Annotated in this window: 12 protein-coding genes and 1 tRNA gene; 5 read left to right on the top strand and 8 right to left on the bottom strand. The window is 63.5% G+C overall.

All coding sequences use genetic code 11. From position 1 onward, the window contains the following. Positions 1–33 precede the first annotated feature (33 nt). Positions 34–792: an SDR family oxidoreductase gene (locus ABID58_RS09680; protein ID WP_354032452.1), complete on the bottom strand. Its 759-nt coding sequence runs from the start codon at positions 790–792 to the stop codon at positions 34–36. 201 nt (positions 793–993) lie between these two features. On the opposite strand from ABID58_RS09680, the gene ABID58_RS09675 reads away from it, so the two are divergent. The 3 genes from ABID58_RS09675 to ABID58_RS09665 all read left to right on the top strand — a co-directional run bounded on the left by ABID58_RS09675 (position 994) and on the right by ABID58_RS09665 (position 3,056). Further along, positions 994–1,962, top strand: coding sequence for a LysR substrate-binding domain-containing protein (locus ABID58_RS09675; RefSeq protein ID WP_354032451.1), 969 nt, complete (start codon positions 994–996; stop codon positions 1,960–1,962). 96 nt (positions 1,963–2,058) lie between these two features. Then, positions 2,059–2,730 carry a 4-carboxy-4-hydroxy-2-oxoadipate aldolase/oxaloacetate decarboxylase gene (locus ABID58_RS09670; protein WP_354032450.1) on the top strand — a complete coding sequence of 224 codons (672 nt, stop codon included), beginning with the start codon at positions 2,059–2,061 and terminating at the stop codon, positions 2,728–2,730. Between the two features lie 71 nt (positions 2,731–2,801). Further along, positions 2,802–3,056, top strand: a complete 255-nt coding sequence (locus tag ABID58_RS09665) for a hypothetical protein (protein WP_354032449.1) — start codon at positions 2,802–2,804, stop codon at positions 3,054–3,056. 184 nt (positions 3,057–3,240) lie between these two features. On the opposite strand, the gene ABID58_RS09660 is transcribed toward ABID58_RS09665, so the two are convergent. From ABID58_RS09660 to ABID58_RS09650, 3 genes are all read right to left on the bottom strand, one after another. Continuing rightward, positions 3,241–3,325: transfer RNA gene (locus tag ABID58_RS09660), tRNA-Leu, on the bottom strand. A gap of 222 nt (positions 3,326–3,547) precedes the next feature. After that, complete coding sequence (locus ABID58_RS09655) at positions 3,548–5,611, bottom strand: LamG domain-containing protein (RefSeq protein ID WP_354032448.1); 2,064 nt, start codon at positions 5,609–5,611, stop codon at positions 3,548–3,550. Positions 5,612–5,615: 4 nt separating this feature from the next. After that, the gene (locus ABID58_RS09650) at positions 5,616–6,584 is read right to left on the bottom strand and encodes a hypothetical protein (RefSeq protein ID WP_354032447.1); all 969 of its coding nucleotides are present in this window, start codon (positions 6,582–6,584) and stop codon (positions 5,616–5,618) included. A gap of 357 nt (positions 6,585–6,941) precedes the next feature. Here ABID58_RS09650 and ABID58_RS09645 point away from each other — a divergent pair, with 357 nt between their 5' ends. Next, complete coding sequence (locus tag ABID58_RS09645) at positions 6,942–7,481, top strand: disulfide bond formation protein B (protein WP_354032446.1); 540 nt, start codon at positions 6,942–6,944, stop codon at positions 7,479–7,481. Here ABID58_RS09645 and ABID58_RS09640 read toward each other — a convergent pair whose 3' ends face one another. The 3 genes from ABID58_RS09640 to ABID58_RS09630 are packed head-to-tail and all read right to left on the bottom strand — an operon-like array spanning position 7,482 to position 11,028. Beyond that, positions 7,482–8,213, bottom strand: a complete 732-nt coding sequence (locus tag ABID58_RS09640; protein ID WP_354032445.1) for an ABC transporter ATP-binding protein — start codon at positions 8,211–8,213, stop codon at positions 7,482–7,484. Next, a complete protein-coding gene (locus ABID58_RS09635; RefSeq protein ID WP_354032444.1) occupies positions 8,210–9,979 on the bottom strand; it encodes a branched-chain amino acid ABC transporter ATP-binding protein/permease in 1,770 nt (589 codons plus the stop codon). Before ABID58_RS09635 ends, ABID58_RS09640 begins: the two co-directional genes overlap by 4 nt. 8 nt (positions 9,980–9,987) lie before the next feature. Then, on the bottom strand, positions 9,988–11,028 hold the full coding sequence (locus tag ABID58_RS09630; protein ID WP_187435330.1) for a branched-chain amino acid ABC transporter permease: 1,041 nt from the start codon (positions 11,026–11,028) through the stop codon (positions 9,988–9,990). Positions 11,029–11,206: 178 nt separating this feature from the next. Here ABID58_RS09630 and ABID58_RS09625 point away from each other — a divergent pair, with 178 nt between their 5' ends. Next, positions 11,207–11,728 carry a MarR family winged helix-turn-helix transcriptional regulator gene (locus ABID58_RS09625; RefSeq protein ID WP_148755312.1) on the top strand — a complete coding sequence of 174 codons (522 nt, stop codon included), beginning with the start codon at positions 11,207–11,209 and terminating at the stop codon, positions 11,726–11,728. Between the two features lie 74 nt (positions 11,729–11,802). On the opposite strand, the gene ABID58_RS09620 is transcribed toward ABID58_RS09625, so the two are convergent. Next, a complete protein-coding gene (locus ABID58_RS09620; protein ID WP_354032443.1) occupies positions 11,803–12,633 on the bottom strand; it encodes a hypothetical protein in 831 nt (276 codons plus the stop codon). Positions 12,634–12,654 lie beyond the last annotated feature (21 nt).

The raw sequence follows: 12,654 nt of genomic DNA, 5'->3' as shown, positions 1-12,654 counted from the left end.
TTGACGGCAAGTCGAGTTCGGGGCGTTCATGCGTCACTCGGCCGGCGGCCGGCCCTTCTGTGCAAAATTGAGGCCGCCGACGACTTGCTGGGTCGGCAGCACTTCCATGAAGGCGACATTCATGCGCGCCGGCGACCCGACCGCGAATGCGATCGAATTGGCGATGTCCTCGGGCTGAAGTGCATCATAGTCGTCGAAGAAGCGACGCTTGGCTTCGGCCAGATCGCCCAATAGTCGTCCGAACACTTCCGTCTCGACCCGGGCCGGCGATATCTCGGTGACGCGTACCCTGGTTCCGTAGAGATCGACACGCAACTGCTGCGACAGTGAGTGAATGCCCGCTTTGGTGGCGTGATACACGGTGTTTCCGCCGCCAAACGCGTAGTGGCCGGCGATGGAGGAGATATTGACGACGTGGCCTCGATCACGGTGCGCCATGCCCGGCACGATCAGTCGTGTCAGATGCAGGACCGCGCGCAGATTGACGTCGATGAGCGCGTCGACGTCTTCAGGTGTCGTGTCCAGGATATTGCCGCGCCGGGATTGGCCGGCGTTGTTGACCAGGACGTCGAACTCGGCCGACTTCGCCAGTGCCGCGAGCGCGTCGAGGTCGCCGACGTCGACGGCGCAGGGGCGGCATCCGGTCTCCGCGGACAGGGCGCTCAGGCGGGTGGCATCGCGGGCCACGGCGTGAACTTCGAGCCCTTCCGCACGCAGGCGGCGAACCGTCGCAGCTCCTATTCCGGAGGATGCGCCCGTCACCAGGGCCGTTCGATAGTCCGAAAATCCCATCCGCGAGGGCTCCTCTGCTACCGTCCGACCCGCTGGTGGCGTCGGCTGCAACGCGAGCGGCGGACGAGATCAGCACTAGCTATAGGCCCCTCAAGTTCCCAGTGGTAAGAACAATTCCTTCTGATCCCATAGCTTCAGCCTATTGCTGCTGCATTGCTCCCTGATTGGATATCCGGAGACGCCGTATTGGATACGAAACGCTTGGAGGCCTTCATCAAGGTCGTGGATCTCGGCAGCATGACGAGCGCGGCGAAGGTGCTGAATGTCGCGCAGCCGGCCCTGAGCCAGCACATCGCGAGCCTGGAGGCGGACTTCAAGTGCAAGCTGCTCGACCGCAGCGCCCGCGGGGTCAAGCCCACCGAGGCCGGACGAATCCTCTATCGCTATGCCAAATCGATCCAGCGGCAGATCGAAGAAGCCAGGCGCACCATTCTGGACAACAAGCCGGAGCTGACCGGCAACGTCACGATCGGTCTGGCCCCGCTCAGCTCGGCGGCATTGCTGGCGACCCCGCTGCTGATGCAGGTACGCCAACGATATCCCGGCGTGGTGCCGCACATTTACGACAGCTCCGGGGTCATGCTCAGCGAGATGATGCTGAAGGGGAGCATGGATATGGCGGTCCTCTACGGCGATCGCCCGGTGACCGGTCTCGATTACAAGCCGCTGATGCGCGAGCATTTTTATCTTGTCGCGCCCCGCAGCATGTATCCGGAGCAGATGCCTCCGGAGGAGGTTTCGGCGGCGGAGGTCGCGCAATTCGACCTGCTTCTTCCATATCGGGAATCCTTCTTGCGACAGACGGTCGAGCGGGTCTGCGCCGAGGTGGGACTCCGCCCGCGCATCGTCGCCGAGATCCATTCCCAATCGACCCTGTCTTCGGCGATTGCAGCCGGGGTGGGGGCCGCCGTGCTGCCCATTTCCATTGCAAAGGCATTGCCGAACCTGGATGAACTCTGCATTCGGCGGATCAATGCGCCGTCGGCCTCGCAGCAGATGTCGCTGTGCATTTCCGATAACGCTGCCTTGTCCGACGCCGCATTCGCTGTCTACAAGATATTGCTCGAGATCATCGTCAAGACCTGGGGGCAGTTCGATATCCCTCCCGGCGCGGTTACCATCGCAGAGGGTGCTCCAACGCCTCTGGAGGGCCAGAAGAGCGAGCCATAACGAAACACGATGTGGCAATCCTAAAAACTGAAATTCTCCGATCTGAGACGGTCGACTATCTCAGGTGAAGCTTAGATTGCGACCCTCGGAGGGACCATGGTTCACGTTGTCAGAACTTTCGATCGGCCTGCTGCAGACCTCGTCGAGCGCATCAAGCAATTTCCTCCGTCCACCCTGCACGAGGCGCAGGGGCGCTCGGGTGCATTGACGTCGCGGATCAAGCCGATCTATCCGGGAATGCGCGCCTGCGGGCCGGCGCTGACGGTCAGTTGCCATCCAGGCGACAACATGATGCTCATCACTGCCATCTCATTGGCCAAGCAGGGTGACGTGCTCGTAGTGAGTGCAGGCGATCATCCCGAGCAAGGCGGGTTCGGCGAAGTGCTGTCGACGGCCTGCGTCGCCAAGGGCATCGTCGGCCTGGTCACGGATGCCGGCGTTCGCGATGGCCCGGCGGTGCGCGACACCGGATTCAAGGTCTTCTCCTACGGACTCTGCATGAAGGGCACCGTCAAGGAGACGCTCGGCACCATCAATCAGCCGATCGTCATCGGCGGGATTGCAGTTCGTCCCGGCGATATCGTGAGTGCCGACGACGACGGTGTCGTGATCGTGCCGAAGGAGAACATTGTCGACGTCTGCGTCAAGTCGGCGGCGCGCGAGGACAAGGAAGCCGGCGTGATGAAGGCGCTCAAGGCCGGCGGGGACATTCTCGAGCTGTCCGGCATCGGCAAGGTGCTGGAGTCCAAGGGCTGCACTTTCGCCTGAGCGGTCCCGCGCATCTCCGGCGCTACCTTCGAACCCGGACGTGAATCAGACGCGGCACGGCCACTTCTCCCATGACCGCATACGTCGACAACGACGCTCTGCTCAGGCAGCCGGCAAGCAGTGCAGGGAGTTCCCCGCTGTTTCAGGAAATGGTCAAGCGCTCAGCGGTCGACCCGATCAGCCCAGCGTCACATCAGTTTCGTGCGCGAGCCGATCAGCGCAAGCGGGCCGTGCTTCTTGTAGAGCCATTCCACGGTCGAGTTGTTAAGATGCGCAAGCTGGAGCTCGACGACATCGCCATCCCGTGCCTTGGCGTCCTTGAATAGCGAAAGTCACCGCGAACGCTTGTTCTCCCGATACCAACAAGAATACCAACAAATCGGGCGGCTGGGATCAGATGAGAACAAACGATGACGAGCACCGATGTACGCGGAAGCGCCTATGTTTCAAGAGTTTCCGAGCGCTGTGCGGACGGTTGCGGACGCTTTGGAAGGGCTTGAACAGCCTGATTGGTGCCCCTGGCCGGAATCGAACCAGCACTCCTTGCGGAACTCGATTTTGAGTCGAGCGCGTCTACCAATTCCGCCACAGGGGCCCTCGGTCGGTCCCGGGAGGGAGCCTCGCGAAGCCGGCGGACTATAGCCATGGACAAACCGGGGTCAACCCGCGCCAAAGCGATCCCGGGCGTTCTCGACAGCCGCACGGGCGGGAGTTAGAGGCTTAAGGCCACGACCCGAGTGGGGATGCTGGAAGAGCAAGCCACCGACCGGTTGATTGAGGTCCGTCCCGGGCGCGAAGTCCTCATCCGGGTTTTCGTTCAGCCTATGGGTCCCGACAACACCCGCCGCTCCGCGCCGGATTTCCAGCAATTGTTGGGATCGTTCCAGGCAGCGCGAACATCGATGATCGATTTGGCGAGTTCGGTGATGAAGACGGCGACCTCCAGCGGTGCGAACGGGCTGAACAGCAGACCGATCCGAACGGCAATACTGCCGATGGTCCACCACGAGACCGAGGCACTCGTTGCCTGCCATAAGAACTTCATCGTTCCGGTCAGGAGCCCGTAGTCCCACAGCAGCTCGAGCGCGTTATAGACGGTGGTAGGCGTTATGCCTTTATTGAACACGACGCGCAGCTGCGGCACCAGGCCAATCGTGTTGATCCGTTGGGCCAGATAATTGGTCAGGCCGGCGGCGACCTTGGAAATATTCATGCTGAAGCTGAACACGGAGTACAGGGTCAGCCCGAGGCTGATGATGAACTGAATGGCCCACGTGGTGCAGGCGTCGAACTCGCCTTCATAGATGATGGTGGATTCACCATCGGCATGCAGCCACAAGCGGCTACGGTCCCCCGCCAGCGGCTCGACGCTGAATTGAAACGGTACGCGGTAGGTCCCGCTTGCGAGCTGTTCCGCCCGCAGCGCAAGATTCGCCTGAAATCGCGCCGCAAATTCTTCCTGCTGCTCCGGAGCAAGCCCGAGGCGCTCGGTCATGAAGGCGCGGAACTCGGCAACCATGGCGCGACGGGTGTCGAGCGACAGATCATCGGACCGCACATTGCGTGGCGTCATGTGGGTCGCGACAGGTAGCAGCGGTGGTCGTGGCCGTTGCGCCATCGTATTCACGCTGACCGTGCCGGCACTTCTGATCGCCACAACCGACGCATTGCCGACGATGCCGACCGGATTGAGCGACCAACTGTTCTGCGCCCGCGGCGGCACGAAATCATAGTCGGCGATGCAATTGGCATCGTTGATCGGGTCGTCGGTCATGTAGTTCTGGATTTGGGCCGCTGTTAAGACGTAACTCCACAGGCTCACGGCCTGGATGTAACCGACGAAATTAAAGGACGGCAGCGCGGCGCTGCTGGTTGCCGCTGCGCCGACCAATGGCGCGCCGCCGGACCGCGCGGTTGCGAACGCCATCGTGCCGGTCGCGTCTTGCACGCCATCCAGGAAGATCGCGGCGTTGCCGCCGGCAGCGCTCCAGGTTGCCGTCACATTGCGCCAGCGATTGACCTGAAGCGCCGTGGTTGAAACCACGGCCGTCGCGCCGCCGATCTGAAACTCGATCTTGCCGGCCGCATTTATCGCCAGCGACATTCCCGCGGCGCCATACAAGCCGTTGGAAAAGATCGCCTGCTTGCCCGGCTGCGCCTGCGGCGAAATCCACGCCATGACCGTGAAGTCCGCGGCGGAGCCGCCGGGATTGACGGCATTGTCGTTGTAGGGATCGCAAAAGGCGCCTTCGACCAGGTTCGCCGCCGGCGTATACAGCAGGTAGGCGACGCCGGTCGCCGAAACCGTCACCGGCGCGCCCTGCCCCGAGGTGTCGATGGGGGGCGTTTGCGTGAAGTCGATTTGCGCCATCAAATTGGCGGTGTTCGCCGCGTACCTGCTCCACTGCCGTTCAAAAATAATGTCTGGCGGCAGCGCAATATTCCAGAAACGGGCGCCGGTCGTCTGGCCATAAAATCCGCCGCCGATCGTCATCGGCTGGCCCTGGTTAGCGACGCCAGAATCCGTCATCGTGATGAAATTGCGCCGCAATCCATTGAGGAACAGCGACATGGTGGCGCCATCGAACGTGACGCAGACGTGATACCAGGTGTGCGGCGCGAGCAAAGGAGTGCTGACGAGCGGAAAGATCTGGCTCTGGCGGGCGGCCGAAATGCATCCGCCTTGCGTGACGAGCGCGAACTCTCCTTGCCGGCTGACCAGGTTCATCTGGTCGACCAGCGCGTCGAGGTAGACCCAAACCTCGATCGACCAGGTATTGCTGCCCTGAAAGCTGATGCTCGGCATGTTGCCGAGGGTTACGGCGCCGGCACCGGACGAGAACTCCGTGAGGCCGGACTGAGAGCGCGGTTGAACTGGCATGGTGCTAAGCCGGTACGACGAAGTTCACTTGGCCAAGCTTGATCAGCATCTTTCCGCCGCCGTCTTTGGCGAGGCCCTTCACCAGATGATCTTCGGTAACCTCATAGTGGCGAACCACGTCGCGTTCGATCTCGTCCAACTCGTCAAATAGCTGCGAGGCGGGCACCTGATAGGCCATCAGGTCAAGCGTCATGCCGCGCGGGAACGTCTGTCCGGATGGCGCGGTAGCGGACATCGCCAGGGACCCGGAGAGAAAGCCGGCCGGGACGCTGTTCTGGAAACCAATGATCTGATTGCCGTTGGGATCAGGCGCCGGGATCGTCCCGTTCCAGTTGATCGGACAGGATTGGTGGGTGCACTGCATGGTGACGGCGGTATTGAGCGGGCAATTGCGCGCGGTGAGCGAGAAGTAGAAGTAGTGCGGGACCGAATCCTGGTTGGAGAATTCTACATTCTTGATGACGTTGGCCTGGCCGTTCGGAACGATGATGATGTTGCGCCATGCGACGGCGGGATTGTTCTGCACCCATTGGACGTAAGCGGCATTGCTGGCGAAACGGGCCGGGATCGTAACAACGGTATTGGGGGTATTGACGATCGCGACCAGACAATGGCTCCAGGTGGGGTCCGGCACGCTGCTCCAGAAAAAGGCCGGGCTGCTGAGCGCGATGTCATTTGGATTGAGATTGGTGCTGCCCGATGCGTTCACGAACGATACGCTTGACTGGCCCGCCGACGTAAGCAGCTGATTGTTCCGCCATGTGTCCGGCAACATCACGAGCGAGGTCTTGGCGAAGTAGAGAGAGGCCGTTCCGGTCTCGGTTCCGCCTGGCTGCAAATTCTTGGCGCGGATGTAGATGTTGTTCAGGCCGGGATTGAGGATGTGCTTGCCCTGATCGGGACCGCCATACGTCGAAATGGCCTGCTCCACCGACAACGTGCCACTCTGGAGCGGGATGATGTCGGGCGACATGTATGGAACGCCCGTCGACGGGAAGACGCCGGTGTCGCCAAAATTGTCCCGCACGTAGATGTCTTGATAGCTCGGCATCGCCTGCTCCCTACGCTTACCCGTTCTGAGATATATCGTCTATCGACACAATCAAACATTGCATCGCGGGGCGTGCAAATCAACTAAAAGTTTTATTTCTGATTTTATCGCCCAGCTGGCCGGCGACGTCGCCTTCCGAATGAGGGCGTTGCGAAGCCGGCGGACTACAGCCATGGACAAAGCGAGGTCAACCCGCGCCAAAGTGATCCCGGCCGTTCTCGACAGCCGCACCGGCCAGGGTTAGAGGCTTAGGGCCACGTCCCATCTGGAGAGGCCGCCGTGACGACCCAGAGTGCCGTAATACCCGCGTTTCGACCGGCCAGTACGCCGGCGCTGACCGCCTCGCTGGCGGTCACGCTGATCGCGGCGGCGACAATCGCGGGCGCCTGGTTCTTTCAGCTCGTGCTGGAGATTCTGCCCTGTCCGCTCTGCCTCGAGCAGCGCTACGCCTATTATCTCGCGATCGCGCTCGGTGCGCTCACGGCGCTCGCAGCGCGGAGCGGCGCGCCGCGGCCGCTGCTGCTGGCCGGGCTCGCGCTCCTCGCGCTGGCGGCGCTCGCCAATGCCGGCCTCGGCACCTATCACTCGGGCGTCGAATGGGGGTTGTGGAAGGGGCCGACCGACTGCACGGGTCCGGTCGGAAATCTCGGCAGCGCCGGCGATCTGCTGTTGCGGCTCGACACCGTCAAGGTGGTGCGTTGCGACGAGGTGCAGTGGCGCTTCCTCGGCCTGTCGCTCGCCGGCTACAACGTGCTGATCTCGCTGCTGATGGCCGCGATCGCCGCCTGGGGTTTTGTGCGGACGGCGAGCCGCACGTAGTTATAGCACGCTTGCGCCTTCGTGCTGGAAGCCGAGATAGCTCGCCGCCACCGCCTCGTTCGCCGCGATGTCGCTGGCCTTGCCGCTGAGCACGAACTCGCCGAGCTCCATCACATAGGCCTGGTCGGCGATCTTCAGCGCGGCCTGCGCGTTCTGCTCGACCAGCAGCACGGACACGCCGCTGGCGCGCAGCTCGGTGATGATGCGGAAAATATCGGCGACGATGATCGGCGCGAGGCCGAGGCTCGGCTCGTCCAACATCAGGAGCTTCGGCGCGCCCATCAGCGCACGGCCCATGGCGAGCATCTGCTGCTCACCGCCGGAGAGCGTGCCGGCAAGCTGCTTGCGCCGCTCCTTGAGCCGCGGAAACAGCGCATAGACCTGCTCGATCGAGGCCTTTGCCTTGCTTCTCTCGATGCGGAAGGCGCCTAGCTCGAGATTGTCCTCGACATTCATGGTCACGAACAATTCGCGGTGCTCCGGCACGAGGCCGAGCCCCATCGCGACGCGGTCCTCGATGTCGAGCCGGGCCAGGTCCTGGCCGGCAAAGGCGACACGGCCCTTCAACGGCAGGATGCCCATGATGGCCGAGAGCAGCGTGGTCTTGCCGGCGCCATTGGCGCCGACGATGGTGACGATCTGGTTCTCGCCGACCTCGAGTGCGACCGAGCGGACGGCCTCGACCTTGCCGTAGGCGACATGCGCATCGGTGACGGACAACAGCGCGCTCATGCCGCCACTCCGAGATAGGCCTTGATCACTTCGGGATTGGTCTTGATCGTGGCAGGCGTGCCTTCCGCGATCTTGGTGCCGAAATCCAGCACCACGATGCGGTCGGCGAGATTCATCACAAAGCCCATGTCGTGCTCGACCAGCAGCACGCTCATGCCGCCGTCGCGCAAATCGCGCAGCAATTTCGCAAGCTGCTGCTTTTCCATGTGACGCAGGCCGGCCGCGGGCTCGTCGAGCAGCAGCAGCATCGGATCGACGCACAGCGCGCGGGCGATCTCGACGATGCGCTGTTGGCCGAGCGACAGAGATCCTGCGAGTTGATGCATCTGGTCGGCGAGGCCGACGCGCTCGATCTGGCGGGCGGCCTCCGCAAGCAATTTTGCCTCGTCGGCGCGGTCGAGACGCAGCATCGAGGCGAGCGGCCCGGAATGGCCGCGCAGATGCGCGCCGATCGCGACATTCTCCAGCACGGTCATATCGGGCACGAGCTTGACGTGCTGGAAGGTGCGGGAGATGCCGAGCTTGACGATCTCCTGCGGCGGCGCGCGATCCACTTTCCTGCCGAGCACCGAGATCGAGCCCGAGGTCGCCGACAGCACGCCGGTGATCAGGTTGAAGGTGGTGCTCTTGCCGGCGCCGTTGGGGCCGATCAGCGCGACGATCTCGCCGGCCTGGACCTCGAAGGAGACATTGTTGACGGCGACCACGCCGCCGAACTGCTTGCGCGCCTTCTCGACCTGGAGCAGCACGCTGGATTGGCCGGGCGGGCGGGGTCGCGCCTCCAGCTTCAGCGAGGTGTCCGGCTTCCTGCCAGCCGTGCGCTCGGGCAGGAATGACATCAGCCAGGGCCAGACGCCGCCGGGTGCGAGCTGCAGCAGCGCCACCAGCAGGATGCCGAACACGATGGTCTCGACCTGGCCGGAGCCGGGCAGGATCAGCGGCAGGTAGCTCTGCAGCACCTCTTTCAGGATCACGACGATCGCAGCACCCAGCACGCCGCCCCAGACATAACCGGCGCCGCCGACCACCGCGATGAAGAGATATTCGATGCCGGCCTGCGCGCCGAACGGCGTCGGGTTCACCGCGCGCTGGAGATGGGCGTAAAGCCAGCCGGAGAGGCCCGCAAGCACGGCGGCGTGGATGAACACCAGCAGCTTCGCGCGCGGCGTGTGCACGCCGAACGCTTCGGCCGCCACATGGCCGCGCCGCAGCGCGCGGATGGCACGGCCGGTGCGGGAGTCCAGCAGGTTCATCGTGAGCAGGGCCGAGAGGATGACCGCGACCCAGATCGCAAAGTAGATCGAGCCGGGTGAGAGCATCCTGAACGTGCCGATCGACAGCGGCGGGATCGCCGAGATGCCGTCGTTACGCCCGAGGAATTCCAGCTTGCTGAAGAGGTAGAACAGGCCGAGCCCCCAGGCCAGCGTGCCGAGCGGCAGATAATGGCCGGAGAGGCGGACCGTAACCAGGCCGAGCAGCACCGCAAGCAATCCACTGACCACGAGCGAGAGCGGCAAGGTCAGCCACGGCGACAGTCCGTAAGCCGTCGTCAGCAGCGCCGTGGTGTAGGCGCCGAAGCCGACGAAGGCGGCCTGGCCGAACGAGGTCAGGCCACCGACACCGGTGAGCAGCACGAGGCCCATCGCGACCAGCGCGGTGAGGCCGATATTGTCGAGCAGCACGATCCAGAACGGCGGCATGCCCGGGACGAACGGGATCGCTGCCATCAAAGCTGCGAAGATGAGGATGGGAATCCGGCTCTGCATCTTAGGCGTCAGTCCTTCTCTTCCTCGACGGCAGGTGCGGCTAGCGACCGCAGCAGCAGCACGGGGATCAGGAGCATGAACACGATCACCTCCTTGTAGTTGGAGGCATAGAAGGACGAGAACGCCTCGACGATGCCAACGAAGAGGGCTGCGACCGCCGTGAGGGGATAGCTGACGAGGCCGCCGATGATCGCGGCGACGAAGCCCTTCAGGCCGATCAGGAAGCCCGAGTCATAGTAAAGCGTCGTGATCGGCACGATCATGATGCCCGACAGCGCACCGATGACGGAGGCCAGCAGGAAGGCGATCTGGCCCGACAGCGTGGTGCGGATGCCGGCGAGCCGCGCGCCGAGCCGGTTGACGGCGGTGGCGCGCAGCGCCTTGCCGTAAAGCGTCAGCCCGAAGAACAGCCAGAGCCCGACGATGAAGGCGATGGTGATGCCGTAGACCGTGATGCTCTGGCCGGTGAAGCGCAGCGAGCCCGCGGTGAACGCGCCGGAGAGCACGGCAGGGCCGCGCTGGCCCTCGGCGCCGAAGAACAAGAGGCCCAGCCCCTGCAGCGCCAGATGGACGCCGACCGAGGCGATCAGCAGCACCAGCACCGAGGTGTGCGCCAGCGGCTGGAACGCGATGCGATACAGAAACAGGCCGATCATCGCGACGATCAGCAGCGACAGCGCGATGCAGACCGCAACCGGCGGCTTCTGGCCGGCGAAGTACAGCGTCACCGCCAGCACGATGGCCGGCAACACGATGTTGGCGAGGACGCTGCGGACGATCAGCCGGCCATGCAGCGCCTTGCGGGCAACGAACAGGTCGAAAGCGAAGGCGACGGTGCCCATGGCGAGCGCCAGCTTGGCCGTGCCCGGCATCTGGCCCGAGGCCAGCGAGGCATAGGTCAGCGCGCCATAGGTGACGAACTCGCCCTGGGGGATCAGAATGACGCGGGTGACGGCAAATACCAGCACCAGCGCCAGGCCGAGCAGCGCATAGATCGCGCCATTGGTGATGCCATCCTGCAGCAGGAACAGCATGATGGTGGTGTTCAAGACCGGACGCTCCCCCTCAAAGATTAAGGACCGGTCTCCGCGATCGCGGTGGATGGTCCGTTCACAGCCATTGAAATACGCTGACGATATTTGATATGGTCCATAACAATTATCAAATATAATCTCAAGGGCCGCGAACCATCCCTCCCGAATTTAGCGGGATTACGAGCACGAGGCGATGACCGTTTCCAAAACCGCTGAAAAGTCCTCTGAAAAGCCTGGCGACGGGGCCAAGGGCCGCAAGGATGCCGCCGAGGGCCTGCCCGAAGCCCTCCAGCTCGGCGAGCTCTCGGAACAGCTCGGCTACGTGCTCAAGCGCGCCCAGCTCAAGGTGTTCGAGAACTTCTTGCGCTGCGTGGCCTCGCTCCAGCTGACGCCGGCGCAGTTTTCGGTGCTGCTGCTGGTGGAGAAGAACCCGGGCCGTAACCAGACCGAGATCGCCTCGACCCTCGGCATCCTCCGGCCGAATTTCGTCGCCCTGCTCGATAATCTCGAGAGCCGCGACCTCTGCGCCCGGATCCGCTCCACCAACGACCGCCGCTCGCATATTCTCGTTTTGACCGACAAGGGCAAGGCCGTGCTGACGCGCGCCAAGAAGCTCGTCGCCACCAAGCACGAGTCACGGCTGAACGAGCTGCTGGGCCAAGCCAACCGCGAAGCGCTGCTCGGTATGCTGTCGAAGATCGCAAACGAGTTTTAAGCCTCCGCCGTCATCGCCCGGTCAAGCCGGGCGATGACACCGAACAAGCGGAATCAGCGGAGCAACAACGGCCGCTACCGGTCGCGCTCGGCCAGGGCACCTTCGATCGCGCGCACGACGAGCAGGGCCGATCGCTCGTCCAGGTGCACGCCGTCGGCCCAGCGCAGTTCGCCCGACGGCGGATCGATCGGCAGCCAACGCCCGCGATCCGGGAAGGCCGCGTGGACGATCGCCTTGCTCATCCTGACCATGCGCGAATCCTCGATCTCCGCCGCGAAGGGGATCTCGAGCAGGAAGGCGCGTGATCCCCGCCGCTCGATGTCGTCGATCAGCTGTCTGATGCGCGCCACGTTCGCTTGCGCCGGAGCGGTGGGGTCGTCGTCATTCATCTGTTGCACGGCACGGTCGAGATAGACCCTGTTGTCGAATGTGCTCGGCGGCTCCTTGAGCAGGCGATCCCGTTCGGCGCGCGCGTCTGCAGGATTCGGCGGCGTGTGATTCCACGTTTCATAGGCCGCAACCGCCGTTCGCACCGGGCGCAGGAATAGCGTCTCGGTGCGCGCGCCGCCGGAAAATTTGGCGATCAGCGCGTCGTCGGGCAGGCGCGTGAGAACGTTGGTCTCGATCAGGACGATCTTCGGCAGGCTTTTCCGCTTCGCGACGATGTCCAGGCTGGTCACCGGCGAGCCGCCGGCGAGCGCGAGATTGCGGACGCGGGGGCGTGTGAAATATTCCTCCTTCAGACGCCAGGCGACCGAGCTGCCGACCAGCACGAGGTCAGGTACGGGCTCCCCGACATAGCGGTTGAGCGTGATGATGGTGCCGTCGCGGGTGGTGACGGTCGGCTGCCGCAGCCCGAAGCCGAAACGCGCGGTGGCAAGGCTGCAGGCGAGCAGCAGCGCCACCGCGACGCCCGCGCATTTGAT

The sequence above is a fragment of the Bradyrhizobium sp. S3.2.6 genome, assembly GCF_040546885.1.
Lineage (GTDB): Bacteria > Pseudomonadota > Alphaproteobacteria > Rhizobiales > Xanthobacteraceae > Bradyrhizobium > Bradyrhizobium cytisi.
This window is presented reverse-complemented; position numbering and strand designations above follow the sequence as displayed.